Below are 22,591 nucleotides of genomic sequence, written 5' to 3' on the forward strand. Positions count from 1 at the left end.
CTACTTATCGGCAAAACTGCGCCAGACTATAGCCAGTTCAGGCGAAAAGCTAATTTGACCCGCTCAGGGATAGGGTAAAGCAGACGATGATCGCGTCCAGACATGGCTAACGAAACGAACGTCCCAATGCCAAAACCGACCACGCTCGAAGGCTGGGTCAAGCTTCTCGATGGTGTGCGCCTGCCGGTTCCGCAAGCCAGTCACGACCGGGTCTGCAAAGCCATCCGCGATAGCCGCAGCTCACTGCGCGACATTGCCGAATTGATGCAGGACAGCCCGGCCCTGGCCTTGAGCGTAATTCGCGAAGCCAATCGCCACACCCATGGCAGCATGGCCACGCCGGCTGAAAACCTTGAGGTGGCGATCAATCGCCTCGGTTTGAAACGCACCGAAGAATTGCTCGAGCGCTTGCCCGCCGCCCCCCAATCGGAAATCCCCGCCGCCCTGCGCCAGCTTCAGTTGATCAGCCAGCACGCCACTCAACAGGCCAACGGTTTTTTTGCCAGTCGCCTGGCGCGGTTGTGGCAAGACATCCACTGGGGCAGTCTGCTGTTTCTTTCGCCACTGTGGCCCATGGCGTTGACCCATCCGCAGTTGCTTGAAGAATGGGAGCTGCGGGTCATCCATAAAGGTGAGTCGGCGCGCAAAGTCGAAAAGCAATTGTTCGGCGTGTGTCTGCTGGAAATCTGTCTGGCGCTGGTGGATACCTGGCGTTTGCCGATCTGGGTGCAGCAGGGTTATCGGCTGCTGCGGAGCGAACAACGCGAACTGGTGAAAGTCCTGCGCATCGCGCGTGATAGCGATCACCCGCTGCGCCAACAGAACCGTCTCGACGATGACCCGACGCTGCGCCGCTGGCTTAATCAACCCGCCAACACCGTGCTGCTGGCCAATGGTCTGGCGTTGTCGGCACAACAGGCCTGGGACAGTCCTCACTGTGAACGCTGGCAGTTCCTGACCAGCCTTTACCTGCAAATGTCGATGGATGAGGTGCAACAACAATTGCACCAGCAAGCCGCCAATAGCGCCCGCCAACACGCCATGCCGGACCTCTGGCACCCGGCCGAAGCGCTGATCTGGCCGTCGGGCATCAACCGCATTCACGGCGGTTTGCTGCCAGCCCCGGCACCCACCGCCGAAGACCTGGCGAAGTGGCGTAAACAATGCGCCGAGTTGCTGGTGGAGCCGAGCCGTTTTACCAATGCCATGCACTTGACCACATCGGCCCGAGACGCCCTGGTGGCATGCGGCATGCGACGGGTGATGATTTTGATGGCCGATCGCACGCACGCTAATCTGCGTGTGCACCAGACTGCCGGGCTGCCCAAAGAAGTGGCCGGCCTGAACCTGGTGGTCAGCCAAAGCACCGTACTGCAGCGCCTGCTCGCGCAACAGGCCCAGGTGCGCCTGACGCCAGCCAACAACGCACAATTCTCCGCCCTGTTGCCGGCCAGCCTGCGCTCACAGTTCGGTGGCGAACACCTGCTTCTGCGCTCACTCGTCAACAACGGTCGGGTGATCATGATCGTGGTGGCGGATCAGGGCGGCGGGCCGTTCTCGGAAATCACCGTGCAGGCTTTCGGCAAAACCGCGCAGTGCATCGAAAAGGCCCTGCACAGCTTTAGCCAGCGATAGGACGATCACCGGGCCTGTTTTCAGTTATTTCCTGTGCCGAAATAACTGATAACAGGCCCTCATGACGCTGCGCTACAATCCTCCCCTTTGTGCTCTGGAGACCTCACATGTCTGACTTCTCTGGCTTGGCGCTGGTGATCGAACCGAGCGACCTGCTCCCGCGTCTCGACTCCCGCGAACTGATTCTGGTGGACCTGACCAGCAGCGCCCGCTATGCCGCAGGGCATATCCCCGGGGCACGCTTTGTCGATCCAAAACGCACTCAACTGGGTCAGGCGCCTGCGCCAGGCCTGCTGCCGACCCAAGCCGCGCTTGAAACATTGTTCGGCGAACTGGGGCACAACCCCGATGCGGTCTACGTCGTCTATGACGACGAAGGCGGCGGTTGGGCCGGGCGTTTTATCTGGCTGTTGGATGTTATCGGTCACAACAAGTACCACTACCTCGACGGCGGTCTGACGGCCTGGCTGGCAGAAGGCTCGCCGATGTCGATCCAGATCCCGGCCCCGGTCGGTGGCCCGGTTGCGTTGACCCTGCACGATGAACCCACCGCCACCCGCGAGTACCTGCAAAGTCGTCTCGGTGCCGCCGACCTGGCAATCTGGGACGCACGCGGGCCGCTGGAGTACTCCGGCGAGAAAGTGCTGGCGGCCAAGGGCGGGCACATTCCCGGGGCGGTCAATTTCGAATGGACAGCCGGCATGGATCAGGCGCGCAACCTGCGTATCCGCACCGACATGCCGAAAATCCTGGAACAACTCGGCATTACCAAAGACAAAGAAGTCATTACCCACTGCCAGACTCACCATCGTTCTGGCTTCACGTATCTAGTCGCCAAGTCGCTCGGTTATCCGCGAGTCAAAGGCTACGCCGGCTCCTGGGGCGAATGGGGCAACCATCCCGACACGCCCGTAGAGATTTAAGGTTTTTTAAGGACTGTTAATGAATAAGCGTTTGTTTATCCTCAGCCAATACCTGCTGCCCCACCACTTGCTCTCGCGACTGGCGGGCTGCATTGCCGAATGCCGCGTGCGCTGGTTCAAGAACGCCTTGACCGCCTGGTTCGCCAAGCGTTATCAAGTGGACATGTCCCAGGCGCTGGTCGAAGACCTGACGGCTTACGAGCACTTCAATGCGTTCTTCACTCGTGCCTTGAAAGACGGCGCCCGCCCGCTGGACCAAACCCCAGGCGCGATCCTCAGCCCGGCCGACGGTGCCGTCAGCCAGCTCGGCCCGATCGAACACGGTCGCGTTTTCCAGGCCAAGGGCCACAGCTTCAGCGTGCTGGAATTGCTCGGTGGTGACGCGGCCAACGCAGCGCCATTCATGGGTGGTGATTTCGCCACCATTTACCTGTCGCCCAAGGATTACCACCGCGTGCACATGCCGCTGGCCGGCACCCTGCGCGAGATGGTCTACATCCCCGGCCGCATCTTCTCGGTCAACCAGACCACTGCTGAAAACGTACCGGAGTTGTTCGCGCGCAACGAGCGTGTGGCGTGCATTTTCGATACCGAGCGCGGGCCGATGGCCGTGGTGCTGGTGGGCGCGATGATTGTGGCGTCGATCGAAACTGTCTGGGCCGGGCTGATCACGCCGCCAAAACGCGAGCTGAAAACCTTCCGTTACGACGAAGCGGCTCGTGCGCCGATCCATCTGGAGAAAGGCGCGGAATTGGGTCGCTTCAAACTCGGCTCTACGGCGGTCGTGTTGTTTGGGCCGGATCAAGTGAAATGGGCTGAAGGGCTGGGTGCCCTTTCGCCAGTGCAAATGGGCCAGGGCATCGGCTTGCCAAACGCCTGATCCCTGATACGACCCCACGAACATCTTTCGTGGGGTCGGACATTTCGGTGGTGCTCCTGCTCCGCGTTCATAGCTGCTACAGTCAAGTCATTCACTGCCCATTTCCCGGTCGGAGTTTGTCTACGGCATGAATGAGACCAATCCTGCCCTGCTGCTACGCGCACCGATCCCGACGCAGTCGCGTCTGTCTTTCTGCGAAGCCACGCCTCGCGACCTCAAGCGCTGGATCGCCAACCTGCCCAAAGCCAACCTCGGCGAAACCGCTCGCCAGTTGTATCAAGGCTTGAGCGAACTCAACCAACTGCTCACACCCAGCGACAATCGTCTGCAATTGCTCGAACTGCTGCGGCCCGAGGTGTATTACGTCTGCAAGCACCTGGAACGGCATTTCCTGCATCAGGCGATTGTGCTCGACGAACGCTCGCGCAAGATCGCCAACCTTTGCCAGGCGCTACAGAGCCACTTGGCGATCGGCTACAAGCAAATCGTCATCCGCATCACACCGCGCTTCAGCAAAGACCGTGCGCCGTTGCTAACTCAAGCTTTGCAACGGGCAATTCATTGTTTGAACGGCGCATTGATCCGCGCCACTGAACTCTATTGTCCGGTACCCGAAAATCTGTGGCTCGAGTTACATCAGCTGTACCGGATTGGCTGTCAGTTCCAACTGCAACAGTTGAGCGTGCGCGATGAACTGGCCAACCAGACACAAAGCCTGAGCATCGAGCAAACCTACGTCGTCGCCCTCCTGCTGGGTGCTTCACGCTGCAATCAACTGCGCCAGAACCAGATCGCCCGGCTCGCCGAGGTGCTCGAACCCTGGAGCCAGTGGATCAAGCTGCAACCGGCCAAACCGGACAACGGGCTGTTTGCCATCGCCCCGGATCTCGACACCGGGCCGCGTTACCGCTCCAAATTCCTCGCCGAACAACAGGAGAGCTTGCTAGGAATCGACCCACAACCTCTGGTCGCGGCCATCGAAACCCATCTGCAACAGTCGGCCGACAAGGTATCGCCTTTACCCGTTTCGGCGGGATTGAATCTGGATACGCTGCAACACCTGCATGCTGCCTGGGGTCAGGCCGCCGAGCGCAGTTTTCAGCGTACCGTCGGCCACGGCACGTTGACCCTGTGCGTGGGCATGAGTGCATTGCACTTTTATCTCAGCGGGCAACGCTCGTTCAACGACATCCTGAAGAAACCCGGCGCCCGCCCGGCGCGGTTCTCGGCTACCGACCCGACAAATCGCGACAAAGACCAATGGCACCACGCCTTCGACGCCGCCCCCCATGGCACCGCAGATACGCTGCTGCCCTACGAAGAGATCGAATACCCGCATCTTCAGAACGATGACAGCCACGAGGCATCCGACCGCCAGCAGCATTTCCCGACCTATGTGCTGCCGGTGATCAATCACAGCCCAGGCGGCTATTGCCTGGCTTGGCCCGGCACGGTACCCGCCGAGTTACAGGCTGGCGAAATGGTCGGTATCGAGGATGCTGCCGGTCAAGGCTGGAGCATTGCAGTAGTGCGCTGGATCCGCCAAGTGCGGGGCGGCGGCACGCAGATGGGTATCGCCCAAGTCGCGCCATGCGCCGAACCCTGCGGCCTGCAACTGACGCGCTCCCACGACGAGCACAGCCAGTACTTGCGCGGACTGTTACTGCCCGCCATCAGCGCCATCGACCTGCCGGCCACCCTGCTCACGCCGCGCCTGCCGTTCCAGGAAGGCAATAAGGTGTTGATCAATACCAACGGCGAGGAACACCGGGCCGAGCTGGAGCGTCGGGTGGCGAGCACCAACAGCTTCAATCAGTTTGCCTACCGTACGCTTGAGACAACCAGAAACGAAAACGCCGCGGGGAGCGGCGTTTTCGGGGTAGCGGAAGAGTTTGATTCGTTGTGGAAGTCGCTTTGAGCGTACGTCTGTAAAACCGCGGCCCGCCCAGACAACCTGAAACTCAGAGCTGCCCGTCGCGATCCCGGAAGCCCAGCAGATACAGCACGCCATCCAGCCCAAGGGTGGAAATCGCCTGCTTAGCCGATTGCTTGACCAGCGGCTTGGCGCGAAACGCTACGCCCAGCCCGGCAATCGCCAGCATCGGCAGGTCGTTGGCACCGTCACCGACGGCTATCGTCTGCTCCAGACGCAAGCCTTCCTTGTGCGCCAGCTCACGCAGCAGATCTGCCTTGCGTTGCGCATCGACAATCGGCTCGACCGCCACACCCGTCACCTTGCCGTCGACCACTTCCAGTTCATTGGCGAACACGTAGTCGATACCCAGCTTGGCCTGCAGCTGCTTGGCGAAGTAGGTGAAGCCGCCCGACAGAATCGCCGTCTTGTAGCCCAGGCGCTTGAGTTCGGCGAACAGGGTTTCGGCGCCTTCGGTCAGGCGCAGGGAAGCACCGATGGAGTCCAGCACGCTGACGTCCAGCCCTTGCAGCAAGGCCAGGCGCTCCTTGAAGCTGGCGCGGAAGTCCAGCTCGCCGGCCATCGCTCGCTCGGTAATCGCAGACACCTGGTCGCCCACACCGGCGGCCTTGGCCAGTTCGTCGATGACTTCAGCTTCGATCAGTGTCGAGTCCATGTCGAACACCGCCAGACGGCGGTTACGGCGGAACAGCGAATCTTCCTGGAAGGCGATGTCGACGTTCAATTCTTGAGCGACGCTGAGGAATTCGGCCCGCAGCGCTTGCGGATCCGCCGCCTCGCCACGCACGGAAAACTCGATGCAGCCCTTGCCCTTGTCAGCCGGGGTGTCGAGCGGCATGCGCCCGGACAGGCGATCGATATGGTCGATGTTCAGACCATACTTGGCGGTGATCGAACTCACGCGCTGCAATTGCTCGGCGGTCACTTTGCGGGTCAGCAGGGTGACGATGTGGCGCTTTTTACCCTGATTACCGACCCATTGCTGGTAATCCTCCTCGGATACCGGCGTGAAACGTACTTGCTGCTCAAGCTCATAGCCTTTGAACAGGATGTCCTTGAGCACCGAGTTACCTTGTTCGGTATCGGGAATTTCAACCAGGATGCCGAACGACAGGGTGTCGTGGATCACCGCCTGACCGATGTCGAGAATGTTCACACCACCCTGGGCCAGAACGCCGGTAATGGCCGCAGTCAGACCCGGACGGTCGACTCCCGTGATGTTTATCAGGACGATTTCGCGCAAGGCGCACCCCCGCAGGTGGAAAAAAACCGCATTCTACCCATATTCAGTGACCATCGGGCACCGTGAGCGCTTTGACGGTCTAGGGCCTGTCGCTATACTGCGCGTCAACTTCACGGACAAAGAGCCGAGCTCAAGTGAACCGGCCCACGCCAGTAAAAACCGATAACTTCTTTCTGCTGATCTTCCGGGCACTGCGTCATCGCCGTGTACCGATTGCATTGCGCATTGCCAGCCATAACGTGATCCTGGTCGCTCTGGCCCTGGTGATCTATGCCTGCGTGATGGGTTTGCAGTTCAAGCAGGCCATGCACGAGCAAGCGGATGCCTTGGGCGAAAGCCTGACCACCCAGACCGCGACCTCGGCCACGGAACTGTTGGTGTCCAACGACATCCTCAGCCTGAACGTGCTGCTCAACAACCTGACCAAGAACAAACTGGTGGCCCACGCTGCCATCTACAGCGTGGATAACCGCATCCTCGCCGAAGCCGGTCAGCGCCCCAAGCATAGCCTGCTGGGCGAAGCAGAAGGCATGTACCAGAGCAAGATCACCTTTCAGGATGTGACTGCCGGGCAACTGCGCATCAGCCTGGACATGGATCAGTTCCAACAGCCGATGACCATCAGCCTGCAAAGCATGGGCATTCTGAGTGCGATTCTGCTGGCGCTGTCCCTGGCCTTGAGCCTGCGCCTGGGGCGCAATCTCTCCACGCCGCTGATGCAACTGCGGGTGTGGCTGCGCAATATCGACGAATACACCCCGGCCACCGAGCGCCAGGATGAGGTCGGCGACCTCGCTCGCCAGCTGCACGCCAATTTCGCGCCGGAGCCGGCCGAGCCGGAACCTGCGCCGGAACCTGAATACGACGACAGCGATTACGAAGACGCCGACGATAACGAGCCGACCTTCGAAGTGCGTAACCTGCGCGATCCGAGTTTCGACGAAACCAAGCCTCTTGCCGGCCTCAAGCCTGCGCCGCGGCGCATTGTCAGCACTGTCGAAGACGATGAGGACGACGAAGATCCGTTTGCCGACCTGCGTGACGACTTGACAGACAGCGCGCCGAAACCAGTCGTAAAGCCGCAGGTATCGAATCTGCCGCAGCACAGCGCTGTACTGGCCGTGCAACTGGGCGCGCAAGATCAATTGCGCCGCCTGCCCCGCGCACGCCTGGAAGAGCTGCTCAAACGCTATCGCGATTGCCTTGATCAGGCCGCGTCGCTTTACCAGAGCGAACTGCACACCCTGAACGATGGCAGCACGCTGATGCTGTTCCACAACGAAGACAGTGGCGACGACTACCTGACCAACGCCATCTGCTGCGGTGAGTTGCTGCGTGCCCTGGGCCCATCAGTTGCAGATCGAAGTCGCCGACAGCGGCATCACCCTGCAATTGCAGCTAGGCCTGACGCTGGGTGACGAACTGTTCGGCCTGAGCCAGATTGATCTGCTGCTGACTGAATCCGCGCAGGACGCCCTGGCCCTGTCCCAACACAGCCGCAACCTGCTGCTGGTGGAGCGCAAGATCAGCGACGACGCGCTGATTCGCCAGCGCGCGCGAATCCGGCCGATCGCAAGCCCGGAGGGTGCGTGCTGCGTAGAGCGCTTGATGGAGCCTTATCCGTCGATGCTGGAACGGCAACTGGCGCGGATGCATGAGCCGCCGGGCATAAGCCTTAGCCCTGCTGTAAAGAAGCCCGCAGATGAGTGATCGTCTGCGGGCTTTTTGTTGCCTGTTCTGGCCTCATCGCGGGCAAGCCTCGCTCCCACAGGGTGCTCGGTAGCACACAAGTTTTGTATTCGCAGCGGTAAATGTGGGAGCGGGCTTGCCCGCGAAGAGGCCGGCACAGGCAACATATGAGGTGAGGCTGGAACGCGGAGCGTCCCTGGAGGCATTCCCACGCAGAGCGTGGGAACGATCAGTACGCGCCACAAACAACAAAGCCCGCACAAGGCGGGCTTTGTTCTGGACTCAATCCAGGCTTAGAACCTGAACACTTCCATATCCGTACGAATCGGCGAAGCCATCGGGATCTTCGGTTGTTTCTCTGGCTCTGCTGCCGGTGCCACAGGCTTGGCAGCTGGCTTGCGAGGTGCTTCGGCGATCGGCGGCTGGTTGGCCAGTGGCTTGAGCGCTGTCGCCAGTTGCTCGGCCAGACGCTGCAGCAACACACCCTGAGCCTGAACCTGAGCCGCAGTCCCGCCAGTGTGCTGCTCCTGCAGATGAATGATGCGGTTATCGCGCACCTGACCACGACGATCGATCAGGCGCCATTGCGCATCAAGGATCGCCGGTTGCGACGCACCCGAGTCCAGTCGCGTGATCGTCAGCAGAACCTGAACATCCGGCGTGAAGCCTAATGTCGCCGGCGCCAGGACAACGCGCTGGCTGTCCAGATGACCGGCAACCTGACGCAGCAACAGTTGATCGATGTCGGACGACAGGCTACCTGCCCAACGACCATCAACCGAAGCCTGCAAGCTGCCATCGGGCTGACGCTGCAACAAGGTTTCGCGTTGCAGGTAGTCGGCAACCGTTACCGGGCCCAGCAATACAGCCATACCCGCGCTTTGCGCAGGCTGAGCCGGACTTCCGCTGTCCAGCTGATACAGCGACACCGGTTGGTGAACGCTGCAACCCGCCAGGCCAAGTACGCCGGCGAGCATCAAAATAAAAGGAAGGCGCAGAGCAGTCATCGTCCCATCCAGGTGGTTGCCACAAGGCTCACCACAGTGAAAATACTCAAAAAATATGAAGAACGCTCGGCCACGCCGGCGCTTGAAAGGCCATATCATCCGTGAATATGCGTTCCGACTCCAGCGGCAAAGCGTCGATCTACGCGTTAAATCGTAGATCGAGCGCTCTAGGACGCTTAGTTGAGGTTTTCGACGAACAGCGCATCCACCCTCTGAAAGCCCCGTGGCAGTTTGTTACCGCGACGCCCACGCTCACCTTTGTAGTGTTCGAGGTCGTCCGCCTTCAGCGACAAGGTACGTTTTCCGGCCTGTAGCACCAAAGTGGCACCTTCCGGCAAAACGGCGATGTCCGTGACATATTCTTCGCGACTGGCAACACGTTCACCGGAAATCCCGATGATCTTATTCCCTTTACCTTTACCTAATTGTGGCAGATCGCTGATTTTGAAGATCAGCAGGCGACCTTCGGTGGTCACCGAGGCCAGCCAGTTGTGCTCACGATCGGCCACCGGACGCGGCAGAATCACTTTGGCGTTGTTCGGCAAACTCAACAGGGCCTTGCCCGCCTTGTTCTTGGCTTGCAGGTCTTCACCCTTGACCACGAAACCGTAACCGGCGTCGGAGGCGATCACGTACAGCGAATCGTCTTCAGGCATCAGCACGCATTCGAAACTCGCCCCTGGCGGCGGCGTCAGGCGGCCGGTCAGCGGTTCGCCCTGGCCTCGGGCCGATGGCAGCGTGTGCGCGGCCACCGAATAACTGCGACCGGTGGAGTCGATAAACACCGCAAACTGGTTGGAGCGACCGGCCGCCAAGGCCTTGAAACCATCCCCGGCCTTGTAGGAAAGCCCGGTGGCGTCGATCTCATGGCCTTTGGCGGAGCGAACCCAGCCTTTTTCCGACAGAACCACGGTCACTTTCTCGTTCGGCAACAGATCGTGTTCGGTCAGGGCCTTGGCCTCGGCGCGTTCGACGATTGGCGAGCGACGGTCGTCGCCGTAGGTTTCGGCGTCCTTGATCAACTCGGTGCGTACCAGCTTTTTCAGCTTGGCTTCGCTGCCCAGCAGGGCTTGCAGCTTGGCTTGTTCCTTGAGCAGTTCATCCTGCTCGGCACGCAGCTTCATTTCTTCCAGTCGCGCCAACTGACGCAAACGGGTGTCGAGGATGTAATCGGCCTGGATTTCGCTCAGGGCGAAACGTTCGATCAGTGCGGCTTTCGGGTGCTCCTCGGTGCGGATGATGTGAATCACTTCATCCAGATTGAGGTAAGCGATCAACAAACCGTCCAACAGGTGCAGGCGACGCTCGACCTTGTCCAGGCGAAATTGCAGACGACGACGCACCGTCTGGACCCGGAACTCCAGCCACTCGACCAGCAATGCCCGCAGGTTTTTCAGCTGCGGCTTGCCGTCCAGACCGATGATGTTGATGTTGACCCGGTAGCTCGACTCCAGCTCGGTGCTGGCGAACAGGTGTTGCATCAGTGCATCGTGGTCAAAGTTTTTGCGTGCCCCCGGAATGATCACGATCCGGCACGGGTTTTCGTGGTCGGATTCGTCACGCAGGTCAGCGATTTGCGGGGCTTTCGACGGTTTGGCCTGCATCATCGCGGCGATCTGTTCCAGCACTTTGGCCCCGGAGACCTGATGCGGCAGCGCGGTGACGATGATGTCGCCGTCTTCGATGTGATACACGGCGCGCATGCGCACCGAGCCCTTGCCGGTTTCGTAGATTTTCAGCAGATCGGCGCGCGGCGTGATGATTTCCGCTTCGGTCGGGTAATCCGGGCCCTGGATGTGTTCGCAGAGCTGTTCTACCGTGGCTTTCGGCTCGTCGAGCAAACGCACGCACGCTGTTGCGACTTCGCGCAGGTTATGCGGTGGTACGTCGGTAGCCATGCCCACGGCAATACCGGTGGTGCCATTGAGCAGGATATTCGGCAAACGGGCCGGCAACACCAAAGGCTCTTCCAGCGTGCCGTCGAAGTTCGGGCCCCAGTCCGCGGTGCCTTGGCCCAGTTCGCTGAGCAGCACTTCGGAATAACGCGACAGCCGCGCTTCGGTGTAACGCATGGCGGCGAAGGACTTCGGATCATCCGGCGCACCCCAGTTACCCTGGCCGTCGACCAGCGTGTAGCGGTAGCTGAACGGCTGGGCCATCAGGACCATGGCCTCATAGCAAGCCGAGTCGCCGTGCGGGTGGAACTTACCGAGCACGTCACCGACCGTACGCGCCGATTTCTTGTGCTTGGAATCGGCGTCCAGCCCCAACTCGCTCATCGCGTAGATGATGCGTCGCTGTACCGGTTTCAGGCCGTCGCCGATATGCGGCAAGGCACGGTCCATGATCACGTACATGGAGTAGTTGAGGTAGGCATTTTCGGTGAAGTCAGCCAGTGACCGGCGTTCTACACCGTCCAGGCTGAGATCAAGGGAGTCGCTCATGCGGGCCTCATCAGTTCGTTGTCTGGCGCAGCAGCATGGTGCCACCGCGCTGGGTAAATTCAAGTTTGTTCAGTGCGCTCATACCGAGCAGCACCTGATTGCCGTGCAAACCGGGCGCCACCAGCGCGCGAACGTCACGCAGCACGATGTCGCCCAATTGCAGCCGGTCGAGGCGGGTTCGATAGCCCTCGCTCAAGCCATTGGCCGTGCTCAGGGTCACCCCAAAGCCTTTTTCCAGTTTCAGCCGCTCGGCCACTTCGGCCGGGATCGCCACATCGGTTGCGCCGGTATCGAGCATGAACTCCACCGGCTGGCCGTTGATCTGGCCAGTGGCGATAAAATGCCCCTGGCTGTTGCTGATCAGCTTCACTTCGATAAAACCTTCGCCCTGCTCGGAGCTGACGACGGTGTTGGGATTTTGCTGACGCGCCTCCCACTGACCGAAAAACCGCGTTGCCAGAAACAGCGCGGCGCACCAGGCCAACACCATCAACACCCGACCGGCGCGTTTGCCCGGCGGCTGTTGACTCATGGCTTGGCACTCCAGCCACCTTCAGGCGCGGCAAAGCGCCAGACAATCGGGCGTTTCTCGCCATCGACGCGCGCACCATTATTGTTGTCGATACCGATCCAGGCACCGTCGGCGTCCACGATCAACGCTTCCGCCAGCCCAAAGGGCTGTGAATAACGACGGTTTTCCTGCAAGGCCTCGGCGGCAAACGACCAGCAGCGCTCGACCTTGGCCGTCACCGCATCGCGACGGCAAACCTGAAAGGCATTGCGCTCAAGGGTAAACAATTTGCCGTCAAACAATGACAGATCGGCAAAATCCCGGGAGCGCGCTCTGGCCTTGGGAAATTGCGCTGGTTGCATCTCCACCCCTGCCTCACTTAGCAGCACACAACCACCCTTGCAGTCCCAGACCGTTTGCTGGCGCTTGATCAGCAGCAAACCGCGGCGCTCACGTTCGGCGGCCAGCCACAGCGTGTCACCGGCTGGATTGATCGCCAAGCCTTCGAACAACGAATTGAAGTGCAGCAACATACCGCTGGCCCGTGCTTCGCGTACCAGCATCGGCGAGATTTTCAGCCAGGACGCCGGCCCGATGGGCGGAACCTGCAGCACCGCGGCGTGCGCCTCGCTGACAATGTAACGATTGCCGGCGCTGTCACAGGTGATACCTTCGAAATCCAGGTTCCCACCCCGCACGAACGTCGCCGCCCAGGTCCGCGAACGCAACCCCCAGGGCAAACCGCTGTCGGGCACCAGGGGTACGTCGATGCGCACGGTTTCGGCTTGCCAGGTCGTGTTGCGGGTGTCGAGGCGATAGATTTGATCATCGTCACGATCCGAGACGGTCCACAGATCCTTGCCGCACTGGGCCAGCCCCGACAGATTGCCGCCGCGCATGCCTTCGACGGCATGCTCGGATAACAGGCGCAGCTCGGGGGCAGGCTCCGCCGAAACCGTTACCGAGGTCAGCAGCAACGCACACGCCAGGGCCCAGCCAAATCGCATCAGCCCAGAACCTCGGCCAGGTTGCCCTTGGACTCCAGCCAGGACTTGCGATCGCCGGCGCGTTTTTTCGCCAGCAGCATGTCCATCATTTCCGAGGTCGCGTCGAAATCTTCCAGCGTCAACTGCACCAGACGCCGAGTGTTCGGGTCCATGGTGGTTTCGCGCAGCTGCGGCGGGTTCATTTCACCCAGACCTTTGAATCGCGTGACCTGTGGTTTGCCGCGCTTCTTCTCGGCCACCAGGCGATCGAGAATGCCATCGCGCTCGGCCTCGTCGAGGGCATAGTAAATTTCTTTGCCCAAGTCGATACGGTACAGCGGCGGCATGGCGACGTAGACGTGACCGGCATCCACCAGCGGACGGAAATGCTGGACGAACAAAGCGCAGAGCAACGTGGCGATGTGCAGACCGTCGGAGTCGGCGTCGGCGAGGATGCAGATTTTGCCGTAACGCAGCTGGGCGATGTCCGCCGAACCCGGATCGACACCGATGGCTACAGCGATGTTGTGCACTTCCTGGCTGGCAAGCACTTCGCTGCCGTCGACTTCCCAAGTGTTCAGAATCTTGCCGCGCAACGGCAGGATCGCTTGAAACTCCTTGTCCCGCGCCTGCTTGGCCGAACCGCCAGCGGAATCACCTTCCACCAGGAACAGCTCGGAACGCATCGGGTCCTGCCCGGCGCAGTCGGCGAGCTTACCCGGCAATGCCGGCCCTTGGGTAATGCGTTTGCGCTCGACCTTCTTGCTGGCCTTCAGACGACGGCCGGCGTTGTTGATCGCCAGTTCGGCCAGCAACATGCCGGTTTCCGGGTTGGCGTTGAGCCACAGGCTGAAAGCATCCTTGACCACGCCGGAAACGAAGGCGGCCGCTTCACGGGAGGACAGGCGCTCCTTGGTCTGGCCGGAGAATTGCGGTTCCTGCATCTTCATCGACAGGACGAAAGCGATACGCTCCCAGACGTCTTCCGGCGCCAGCTTCACACCACGCGGCAACAGGCTGCGGAACTCGCAGAACTCGCGCATGGCGTCGAGCAAGCCCTGACGCAGACCGTTGACGTGAGTACCGCCCTGGGCTGTCGGGATCAGGTTGACGTAGCTTTCCTGAACGCTGTCGCCGCCCTCGGGCAACCACAGCAGCGCCCAATCGACCGCTTCTTTATTACCGGCCAGGCTGCCGCAGAATGGCTCGTCCGGCAGGCGTTCGAATTCGCTGACTGCGTCCACCAGGTAGGAGCGCAGGCCGTCTTCGTAATGCCATTCGACTTTCTCGCCGGTGGCCTTGTCTTCAAAACTGACCAGCAGCCCCGGGCACAGAACGGCCTTGGCCTTGAGCACGTGCTTGAGGCGGCTGATGGAGAATTTCGGTGAATCGAAGTACTTCGGGTCCGGCGCGAAGAACACGCTGGTGCCGGTGTTGCGCTTGCCGACGGTGCCGACCACTTCCAGTTCGGTTTTTTTGTAACCGTCGGCGAAAGTCATCTGGTATTCGTTGCCGTCGCGTTTTACACGCACCCGGACTTCGGTCGACAAGGCGTTGACCACGGAGATACCCACCCCGTGCAAACCGCCGGAGAACTGGTAGTTCTTATTGGAAAACTTGCCACCCGCATGGAGCTTGGTGAGGATCAGCTCGACACCCGACACACCCTCTTCCGGGTGAATGTCCACCGGCATGCCACGGCCGTCATCGCTGACTTCCAGGGAGTGATCGGCATGCAGGATGACCTGCACCGACGTCGCGTGCCCAGCCAAGGCTTCGTCGACGCTATTGTCGATGACTTCCTGGGCAAGGTGGTTCGGCCGACTGGTGTCGGTATACATGCCGGGGCGTTTGCGCACCGGGTCGAGGCCCGAGAGGACTTCGATGGCGTCTGCGTTATAAGAGCTAGCGCTGGGAGTGGCCATGGGGTCTCGTCGTCAGTGTTCAGTGAAAATAGGGGGCAATGATCACAGTGCTGTGAAATCAATCGCCTGATACAAATCTGCGCCGATGCCGGCAAAACTCAGCATTGCCGGCAATTGCTCGGCAAAACCCTGGAAACTATGGTCGCCGCCCGCCTGAATGCGCAAGGCACAGGCCCGGTAATACTGCTGGGCGAGGCGATAATCCAGCGTTTCATCGCCGGTCTGCAACCACACTTGAAACCGCTGCGGATCCTTGGGTGCCGGCACTTCCAGCTCGGCCAGGGCCGTCACATGGTCGTGGGTCAATTCCCAAGTCTCATCGGTATACAGATTTTTCTGCGTCCCCAGGAACCCGTCGAACATCCGGTGCGGGCTGACCGCAGGATTGATCAACAGGGCTTTCAAGCCATGGTGCTCGGCCAAGTGAGTCGCATAGTAGCCGCCGAGTGAGCTGCCGACCAGCAGTGGCCGCCCCAGCTCGGCAATCGCCTGCTCCAGCTGAGCGATGGCCTCGCGAGGATGGTGATGCAAGGCCGGCACACGCAGCTGATCGCTCAAGCCCAGCCCGTTCCATCACATTAATCAACTGACAGGCCTTTTTCGACGCAGGCGCGCTGTTGAAACCGTGGATATAAAGGATCGAACCGGACATTTGAGCTCCCTGGGCGTCGGGTAAAGAGGCGCAGTTTACAGGGTGTCGGAGGAATCGGGGATATGCGTGGAAATCATGTCGCCTGAGCGAACGCCATCGCGGGCAAGCCCTCTCCCACAAGGATTTGAGGCGCTCACAAAACCCTGTGGGAGCGGGCTTGCCCGCGATGGCCGCGCGTCGGTCTTTGGAAATGATAAATAAATCAGTAGCCGTTAGAGCCGTAATCAATCTGGAAATCGAAACCGGTGATGCGCTCAACGCCTGTTTCGAGCTGGCCATCCGGCAACAACCGCAACCATCGATACCCCGGCGCCTGCTCGCTCACCTTGAAATCATCACTGCCCGGCTCGAACTGAATGCAAGTCGAGGGCGATGCGATCAAGCGCACACCGTTGCGCAGTCGATCAATCTCCTGATGCACATGCCCCCACAGCACCGCACGCACCTGTGGAAAGCGATCCAGCACCGCGAACAACGCTTCTGGGTTGCGCAAGCCAATGGGCTCCATCCATGCACACCCGATCGACACCGGATGATGATGGAAACACACCAGATGATGCCGCTGCGGCGCCTCGCTCAACGAGCGCACGAGCAACTGCAACTGCTCATCCTGCAAATACCCCGGCACCGAACCCGGCACCGCCGAATCGAGCAACGTCACCCGCCAGTTGCCGATGTCCACCACCGGCTCCAGCAATGCACTGTGCACCGCCGCCTCGGCCATGAGCCGCGGCTCATCATGATTACCGGGAATCCAGCGTGCCGGCGCATCAATCTGTCGGGTCAGGTCACGAAACAGCTGATACGACTCCAGCGTTCCGTCCTGGGAAAGATCACCACTGGCAATGATCAGGTCGATCTGCGGCTGCTGAAGCTTTACCAGCTCAATGACTTTTTGCAGGCTGTCGCGGGTATTCATGCCCAGCAATGTCCCGTCCGTCTCGGCAAACAGATGGCTATCGGAGAGTTGCACCAGCAACGCCGGATCGGCGGTGGTCAATGTGGATACGCTCGGCAAGGCGTTCTCCCAGGGCGTGATCACGGGATGGATAAGTGCCGCAATTATGCTGGGGGACGATCAAAAGAGGAAACCTGTGAACCGGACGCAGTTCACAACTACCGAACGACTGCGTACTCGTGCCCACAGGCCAGGCAGTGACTCAGCCATTCCCCCAGGAACAGATTGAGCTGAGCCTTTTCATCCGGCTGATGCATCGCGGCGTTCGGGTAAGGATAGATGCCGCGAAAGCGTCGTGCATGTTCGGCGCTGACGACTTCGGCCATGCACGCGTCGTGATAGACCTGAACTTCCAGTTGCGGCACCGGCAGCCACGGCAGGCTGTGCTCCTGGCGCACTTGCAGGGTTGTGGTGTACGGACAGACTTGCAGCACTTCGAGGGCCAGTACGCCAAGCATCTGGTCGCCGTGGGTCACGGCAATGCGCCGCGCCTGCGGCTCGTTGCGCATGTCCGGTAGCAGTCGCATCAGGCGCGCGTAGTTGGCCTCGCAGGAGGCTTGCAGCCCCACGAGGTCGATCCGGTAGCGATCGCGCAGCTTGTTTACGACCATAACCCCCTCACTTCAACGCGGTTCAAAGCCAGCCATTGCAAGGCAATGATGCTTGGCGCGTTGGCAATACGTCCGTCGCGCACGGCTTGCAGGGCATCTTCGAAGGCCCAGACCGTGACGCGAATATCTTCAGCCTCTTCCTCCAGCCCATGCAGGCCGCCCACCCCGGCACTGTCGCAACGCCCCAGGTACAAATGCACGAACTCGTTACTGCCACCCGGCGATGGAAAATATTTGGTGATCGGCCAGAGTGCCCCGAATACAAGCCCAGCTTCCTCCTGCGCTTCGCGGTGAGCAACTTCTTCCGGTACTTCATCCTTGTCGATCAGACCGGCGACCAGTTCGATCAGCCACGGGTTGTCGGTCTTGCCCATGGCGCCGACGCGAAACTGCTCGATCAGCACCACTTCGTCGCGCTGCGGATCGTAAGGCAGCACGCACACCGCATCATGGCGCACAAACAGTTCACGATTGATCTCGCGACTCATGCCACCGGCGAACAATTCGTGGCGCAAGTGCACGCGGTCGAGCTTGTAGAAGCCCTCGTAGCACTTTTCGCGCCGAACGATATCAACGGCGGTCGGAATGGCGTTGGCAAAATCAGTCATGACAATCCTCGTTCTACAAATCCTGTCCGAGGCTCCAACCTCGACTTCGCGCCATCCTAACGCGCCCGCGATGTTTGATGCAGCCCCTTTCCAGTCAGCGGGATAGACGGTGAGGGCGAAACCAACTCTAATTAGCTTAGTGGCGAACTGACTGCTTCGTTGAGAGTCGAAGCGGGTAACTTTTCGCCTTTCCCTGTTTTATCAAGGACGCCCATGTCGCTTTTTAAAATCGCCTCCGTGGCCGCAATCGCCCTGACCCTGGGCGCCTGCCAGAGTTTGTTCCAGCCCAACTACCGGGCGCCGCTGGAAACTACCCGCGACGCATCGGAACAGTTGAAACCAGGCTGCACAACCCCTGACTGCCCGCTGGTGAACATTGATACCCTGCGCTTCCCGGACGAGCCTGCGCTTGACGGACTCATCGAAAAACGCCTGCTGCAAATGACCCGCACCTCACCCGAAGCCCCCGTAGCACCGACGCTGGCGGCATATCGCGAGCAGTTTTTGAGCAGTGCCGGCCCGCGCTACAGCAGCTACCTGCAAGCCAAGGTACGTGAGCAGCATGACGGCTTGGTGATCGTTGAATTGTCTAGCTACCTGGATACCGGCGGTGCGCATGGCACGCCGGGCCGCGGTTTCATCAACTATTCACGTCAACAGCATAAGGCGCTGACCCTCTCGGACATGTTGATCCCGGGACAGGAAGAGGCGTTCTGGAAAGCGGCCCAAGTGGCGCACAACAGCTGGTTGATCAGCACCAAGCTGGATCAGGAACCGGAGTTCGTGAAGAGCTGGCCCTTCGTGAAAACCCAGAACGTGGCGCTGACCTACGGCGGGGTGATCCTCAAGTACGAAGTGAGCACCCTTGCGCCTTACGCATTGGGCCACGTCGAACTGAAGATCCCCTACCCGCGCCTGAACGGCATTCTCAAGCCTGAACTGTTTCCCGGCCGTAGCTGAAGGCTCGACCGAGCAGCAGTTGCAGCAGCCCTGCCAGCACCAGCGACGGCAGGGTTGCGCCGATGTCAGGATAGAGATTGGCCAGCAGATGATAGGTGCTCACCCCGCCCAACCAGGCGAGCAACGCCGGCCAGCGCAATGCGGCTGACGCTACATGAGCACTGCGTTTGCGCAGGATGAAGTGATCCACCAGCACCACGCCGAACAGCGGCGCAAACACCGAGCCGATCAACAGCAGAAAATTCTGGTACTGGGCCAATGGCGCCAGGCAGGCGATCAGCGTGCAGACTACGCCGATGGCCAAAGCCAGATGCTCGACTTTCAAGCGCAACAGAATCCCGCTGGACACCGCCGCCGAGTGAATATCGGCAAAGGCGTTTTCCGACTCGTCCAACAGAATCAGCAGCAACGGAATCCCCAAACCTGCACCGGCCAATGCCAGCAGCAAGGCATTCACTTCACCGCTCGGCGCGAACGCCAGGGTGTAGGCCACGCCCAGGCTCATCAGCCAGAAGTTGCCGATAAAGAAGCCCAGCGCCGTACCGCCGAAGACATTCTTCGCACGCTTGCCGAACCGCGAATAGTCGGCAATCAGCGGCAACCACGACAGCGGCATGGCGATCGCAATGTCGAAGCCCACGGCGAACGGCATCGAACCATCACCGGCCTGCGCCCACAACGCGGCCAGATCGGCTTTGGCGAACAGGTTCCAGGTCAGCCAGATACACGCGGCCAGCAGCAGCCAGATGCCCCACTTGCGCAGGATTTTGCGCACAAAGGTCAGTGGCCCGCTGACGGCCAGCAAAGTTGCCAGACCGCCGAAGAAAACTGTCCAAAGCAGCGGATTCGACAGCAGGCTGCCTTCGCTGAAGGCACGGGCGCCGAGCAGGCTGGCAGCGTCGCGCATGACGATGATTTCGAATGAACCCCAACCGATCAGTTGCAGCAGGTTCAACACCGCTGGAAGGCTCGCGCCCTGTTTGCCGAGGCTGAGTTTGAGCGCGGCCATCGACGACAGGCCGGTGTCGCTGCCGATCACGCCGACGGCGGCCAGAAGCAGAACGCCGACCAGCGTGCCGAGAAAAATCGCCAGCAATGAACCGGACAGTCCCAGACCCGGTGCGAGCAGTGCGCCGGTCTGCAACACCATCAGGCCGATGCCGAGGGAGAACCACAGGGAAAACAGATCACGGCCGCCGAACACGCGTTTGTCTTTGGGCACCGCGATATCAGGGGAATATGTGCTGGGTTGAATGCTCAAGGGTGTTATCTCAGAGGGACATTTGCTGTTCTTTTGCCCGCGATGGGGCCCTCTCAGGCCCCGACCTTTCGGATCAGATCAAACCTTCTTGTACAACTGACTACCTTCCTGCTTGAACCGCTCAGCCTGTTCCGCCAATCCCTGCGCAACTTCCGCATCGACCGTTTCGATCCGCTGGTTGGCCGCATACTCACGGACTTCCTGGGTGATCTTCATCGAGCAGAATTTCGGCCCGCACATGGAGCAGAAGTGCGCGACCTTGGCCGAGTCCTTCGGCAGGGTTTCGTCGTGGTATGAACGCGCGGTGTCCGGGTCCAGGCCGAGGTTGAACTGGTCTTCCCAACGGAATTCGAAACGCGCCTTGCTCAAGGCATTGTCGCGAATCTGTGCGCCCGGATGCCCCTTCGCAAGATCGGCAGCGTGAGCGGCGATCTTGTAAGTGATGATCCCGGTCTTCACGTCATCCTTGTTCGGCAGGCCCAAGTGTTCCTTCGGCGTCACGTAGCAAAGCATCGCGCAACCGAACCAGCCGATCATGGCCGCACCGATACCAGAGGTGATGTGGTCGTAGCCTGGGGCGATGTCGGTGGTCAGCGGGCCGAGGGTGTAGAACGGCGCTTCGTCGCAGCACTCGAGCTGCTTGTCCATGTTCTCTTTGATCAACTGCATCGGCACGTGGCCCGGGCCTTCGATCATGCACTGAACGTCGTGCTTCCAGGCGATCTTGGTCAGCTCGCCAAGGGTTTCCAGCTCACCGAATTGTGCGGCGTCGTTGGCGTCGGCAATCGAGCCCGGACGCAGGCCATCGCCCAGCGAGAAGCTGACGTCGTAGGCCTTCATGATTTCGCAGATGTCTTCGAAATGGGTGTAGAGGAAGTTTTCCTTGTGATGCGCCAGGCACCACTTGGCCATGATCGAACCGCCACGGGAAACAATACCGGTCACGCGTTTGGCAGTCAGCGGCACATAGCGCAGCAACACGCCGGCGTGGATGGTGAAGTAGTCGACGCCCTGCTCGGCCTGCTCGATCAGCGTGTCGCGGAACAGCTCCCAGGTCAGGTCTTCAGCGGCGCCGCCGACTTTTTCCAGGGCCTGGTAGATCGGCACGGTACCGATCGGCACCGGCGAGTTACGGATGATCCATTCGCGGGTTTCGTGAATGTGCTTGCCGGTGGACAAGTCCATGACCGTGTCCGAACCCCAGCGAATGCCCCAGGTCAGTTTCGCCACTTCTTCTTCAATGGACGAACCCAGTGCACTGTTGCCGATGTTGCCGTTGATCTTCACCAGGAAGTTACGGCCGATGATCATCGGTTCCAGTTCGGTGTGGTTGATGTTGGCCGGAATGATCGCGCGACCGCGGGCGATCTCTTCACGGACAAATTCCGGCGTGATGATTTTCGGCACGCTGGCGCCGAAGCTGTAGCCAGCGTGCTGCTGGTCCAGCAAGCCCGCGGCACGGGCCACTTCGAGCTTCATGTTTTCGCGGATGGCAACGTATTCCATCTCAGCGGTGATGATGCCTTTGCGCGCATAGTGCATCTGGCTGACGTTGGCACCCGGCTTGGCGCGGCGTGGGTTGTTCACGTGGGCGAAACGCAGCTTGGTCAATTCCGCATCGGCCAGGCGTTCCTGGCCAAAGTTCGAGCTCAGGCCGGGCAGACGTTCGGTGTCGCCACGGGATTCGATCCACGGCGAACGCACATCGGCCAGGCCTTTGCGCACGTCGATGATGACGTTGGGGTCGGTGTACGGGCCCGAGGTGTCATACACCACCACCGGTGCGTTGATTTCACCGCCGAAGTCGGTCGGGGTCACATCAAGGCTGATTTCGCGCATCGGCACGAGGATGTCCGGGCGAGTGCCCTGGACATAGATTTTTTGCGAGCGGGTAAACGGCTGAACCGATTGCTGATCGACCTTGGCCGAGTCACTCAGATTGGTTTCGATTTTTGATTTTGTAGTCATCACGGGCTCTCCAGACACACATCCAGGCAGTGGATTTTTGTCGGAGCGAACCTGTAAACGAATGGACGCACGGGCGCTGGGAAAACCAGCTGGTGCTGTGCTCGGTGCTCGAGGGGTGTTCGATTGTCGAACAACATCCCGGACGAAGCACAAGAGGACTCGCCGGGTGACGAGAAATCTTGTTCCCTACGCAGGCGCTAACCTGATCAGGTTCAACGGGATCCGAAATTATTCGATCTCAGCCTCATAGCAAGGCACCCCGACAAGAACCCGGCCAGTCTAGACACAACCGGCAAAGAACGCCAACTCCGCAGCAAACACCATGATGAATGGCGCAATTGCAGGATTGTTGCCGTGCTTGCGTGCAACTACACTCGCTACGCCGTGCCGCGCCTTG

The 22,591-nt window shown here is 60.2% G+C and carries 16 protein-coding genes, 2 pseudogenes and 1 riboswitch; of the genes and pseudogenes, 6 read left to right on the forward strand and 12 right to left on the reverse strand.

Going from position 1 to position 22,591, the window contains the following annotated elements; all coding sequences use genetic code 11:
* The first annotated feature begins 102 nt into the window (after positions 1–102).
* From PSH65_RS29165 to PSH65_RS29180, 4 genes are all read left to right on the forward strand, one after another.
* Positions 103–1,635, forward strand: a complete 1,533-nt coding sequence (locus PSH65_RS29165; protein WP_305423926.1) for an HDOD domain-containing protein — start codon at positions 103–105, stop codon at positions 1,633–1,635.
* 107 nt (positions 1,636–1,742) lie between these two features.
* Entirely contained in the window at positions 1,743–2,558 is an 816-nt protein-coding gene (locus PSH65_RS29170; protein WP_305423927.1) for a rhodanese-like domain-containing protein, read from the forward strand.
* 19 nt (positions 2,559–2,577) lie between these two features.
* Positions 2,578–3,438: an archaetidylserine decarboxylase gene (asd, locus tag PSH65_RS29175; protein ID WP_176466881.1), complete on the forward strand. Its 861-nt coding sequence runs from the start codon at positions 2,578–2,580 to the stop codon at positions 3,436–3,438.
* A 127-nt stretch (positions 3,439–3,565) separates the two neighbouring features.
* On the forward strand, positions 3,566–5,356 hold the full coding sequence (locus PSH65_RS29180) for a molecular chaperone (RefSeq protein ID WP_305423930.1): 1,791 nt from the start codon (positions 3,566–3,568) through the stop codon (positions 5,354–5,356).
* Between the two features lie 43 nt (positions 5,357–5,399).
* Here PSH65_RS29180 and serB read toward each other — a convergent pair whose 3' ends face one another.
* On the reverse strand, positions 5,400–6,614 hold the full coding sequence (serB, locus tag PSH65_RS29185; RefSeq protein WP_007939616.1) for a phosphoserine phosphatase SerB: 1,215 nt from the start codon (positions 6,612–6,614) through the stop codon (positions 5,400–5,402).
* A 134-nt stretch (positions 6,615–6,748) separates the two neighbouring features.
* On the opposite strand from serB, the pseudogene PSH65_RS29190 reads away from it, so the two are divergent.
* A pseudogene (locus tag PSH65_RS29190) lies at positions 6,749–8,324 on the forward strand (AhpA/YtjB family protein).
* A 272-nt stretch (positions 8,325–8,596) separates the two neighbouring features.
* Here the strand turns inward: PSH65_RS29190 and PSH65_RS29195 are convergent.
* From PSH65_RS29195 to PSH65_RS29235, 9 genes and pseudogenes are all read right to left on the reverse strand, one after another.
* Positions 8,597–9,310, reverse strand: coding sequence for a membrane integrity-associated transporter subunit PqiC (locus PSH65_RS29195; RefSeq protein WP_305423931.1), 714 nt, complete (start codon positions 9,308–9,310; stop codon positions 8,597–8,599).
* A gap of 176 nt (positions 9,311–9,486) precedes the next feature.
* Positions 9,487–11,754, reverse strand: a complete 2,268-nt coding sequence (gene parC, locus PSH65_RS29200) for a DNA topoisomerase IV subunit A (protein WP_038978692.1) — start codon at positions 11,752–11,754, stop codon at positions 9,487–9,489.
* Between the two features lie 10 nt (positions 11,755–11,764).
* Entirely contained in the window at positions 11,765–12,286 is a 522-nt protein-coding gene (locus PSH65_RS29205; protein ID WP_305423933.1) for a TIGR02281 family clan AA aspartic protease, read from the reverse strand.
* Entirely contained in the window at positions 12,283–13,272 is a 990-nt protein-coding gene (locus PSH65_RS29210) for an esterase-like activity of phytase family protein (protein WP_305423935.1), read from the reverse strand. Before PSH65_RS29210 ends, PSH65_RS29205 begins: the two co-directional genes overlap by 4 nt.
* On the reverse strand, positions 13,272–15,176 hold the full coding sequence (parE, locus tag PSH65_RS29215) for a DNA topoisomerase IV subunit B (RefSeq protein WP_192346001.1): 1,905 nt from the start codon (positions 15,174–15,176) through the stop codon (positions 13,272–13,274). Before parE ends, PSH65_RS29210 begins: the two co-directional genes overlap by 1 nt.
* Positions 15,177–15,218: 42 nt before the next feature.
* A pseudogene (locus PSH65_RS29220) lies at positions 15,219–15,828 on the reverse strand (YqiA/YcfP family alpha/beta fold hydrolase).
* Positions 15,829–16,030: 202 nt separating this feature from the next.
* Positions 16,031–16,846: a 3',5'-cyclic-AMP phosphodiesterase gene (gene cpdA, locus PSH65_RS29225; RefSeq protein WP_305423937.1), complete on the reverse strand. Its 816-nt coding sequence runs from the start codon at positions 16,844–16,846 to the stop codon at positions 16,031–16,033.
* Positions 16,847–16,944: 98 nt separating this feature from the next.
* Entirely contained in the window at positions 16,945–17,397 is a 453-nt protein-coding gene (locus PSH65_RS29230; RefSeq protein WP_008004854.1) for a DUF1249 domain-containing protein, read from the reverse strand.
* Positions 17,388–18,005, reverse strand: coding sequence for an NUDIX domain-containing protein (locus PSH65_RS29235; RefSeq protein ID WP_305423941.1), 618 nt, complete (start codon positions 18,003–18,005; stop codon positions 17,388–17,390). The genes PSH65_RS29230 and PSH65_RS29235 overlap by 10 nt, the downstream gene beginning before the upstream one ends.
* 213 nt (positions 18,006–18,218) lie before the next feature.
* Here PSH65_RS29235 and PSH65_RS29240 point away from each other — a divergent pair, with 213 nt between their 5' ends.
* Entirely contained in the window at positions 18,219–18,965 is a 747-nt protein-coding gene (locus PSH65_RS29240) for an RsiV family protein (RefSeq protein ID WP_305423942.1), read from the forward strand.
* Here PSH65_RS29240 and cytX read toward each other — a convergent pair.
* On the reverse strand, positions 18,934–20,226 hold the full coding sequence (gene cytX / locus PSH65_RS29245) for a putative hydroxymethylpyrimidine transporter CytX (RefSeq protein WP_305423944.1): 1,293 nt from the start codon (positions 20,224–20,226) through the stop codon (positions 18,934–18,936). The genes PSH65_RS29240 and cytX overlap by 32 nt on opposite strands.
* A gap of 78 nt (positions 20,227–20,304) precedes the next feature.
* The gene (thiC, locus tag PSH65_RS29250) at positions 20,305–22,194 is read right to left on the reverse strand and encodes a phosphomethylpyrimidine synthase ThiC (protein ID WP_030130464.1); all 1,890 of its coding nucleotides are present in this window, start codon (positions 22,192–22,194) and stop codon (positions 20,305–20,307) included.
* Between the two features lie 166 nt (positions 22,195–22,360).
* Positions 22,361–22,466: riboswitch (TPP riboswitch) on the reverse strand.
* Positions 22,467–22,591: the final 125 nt, after the last annotated feature.

The sequence above is a fragment of the Pseudomonas sp. FP603 genome, assembly GCF_030687415.1.
In the GTDB taxonomy this organism is placed as follows: Bacteria; Pseudomonadota; Gammaproteobacteria; order Pseudomonadales; family Pseudomonadaceae; genus Aquipseudomonas; species Aquipseudomonas wuhanensis.

Coding starts and splice junctions, on each gene's coding strand:
- PSH65_RS29230 (WP_008004854.1), bottom strand. CDS start 17,397: ATGGTCGTAAACAAGCTGCGCGATCGCTACCGGATCGACCTCGTGGGG.
- parC (WP_038978692.1), bottom strand. CDS start 11,754: ATGAGCGACTCCCTTGATCTCAGCCTGGACGGTGTAGAACGCCGGTCA.
- PSH65_RS29210 (WP_305423935.1), bottom strand. CDS start 13,272: ATGCGATTTGGCTGGGCCCTGGCGTGTGCGTTGCTGCTGACCTCGGTA.
- PSH65_RS29195 (WP_305423931.1), bottom strand. CDS start 9,310: ATGACTGCTCTGCGCCTTCCTTTTATTTTGATGCTCGCCGGCGTACTT.
- PSH65_RS29240 (WP_305423942.1), top strand. CDS start 18,219: ATGTCGCTTTTTAAAATCGCCTCCGTGGCCGCAATCGCCCTGACCCTG.
- PSH65_RS29180 (WP_305423930.1), top strand. CDS start 3,566: ATGAATGAGACCAATCCTGCCCTGCTGCTACGCGCACCGATCCCGACG.
- asd (WP_176466881.1), top strand. CDS start 2,578: ATGAATAAGCGTTTGTTTATCCTCAGCCAATACCTGCTGCCCCACCAC.
- PSH65_RS29165 (WP_305423926.1), top strand. CDS start 103: ATGGCTAACGAAACGAACGTCCCAATGCCAAAACCGACCACGCTCGAA.
- parE (WP_192346001.1), bottom strand. CDS start 15,176: ATGGCCACTCCCAGCGCTAGCTCTTATAACGCAGACGCCATCGAAGTC.
- PSH65_RS29235 (WP_305423941.1), bottom strand. CDS start 18,005: ATGACTGATTTTGCCAACGCCATTCCGACCGCCGTTGATATCGTTCGG.
- PSH65_RS29170 (WP_305423927.1), top strand. CDS start 1,743: ATGTCTGACTTCTCTGGCTTGGCGCTGGTGATCGAACCGAGCGACCTG.
- PSH65_RS29205 (WP_305423933.1), bottom strand. CDS start 12,286: ATGAGTCAACAGCCGCCGGGCAAACGCGCCGGTCGGGTGTTGATGGTG.
- thiC (WP_030130464.1), bottom strand. CDS start 22,194: ATGACTACAAAATCAAAAATCGAAACCAATCTGAGTGACTCGGCCAAG.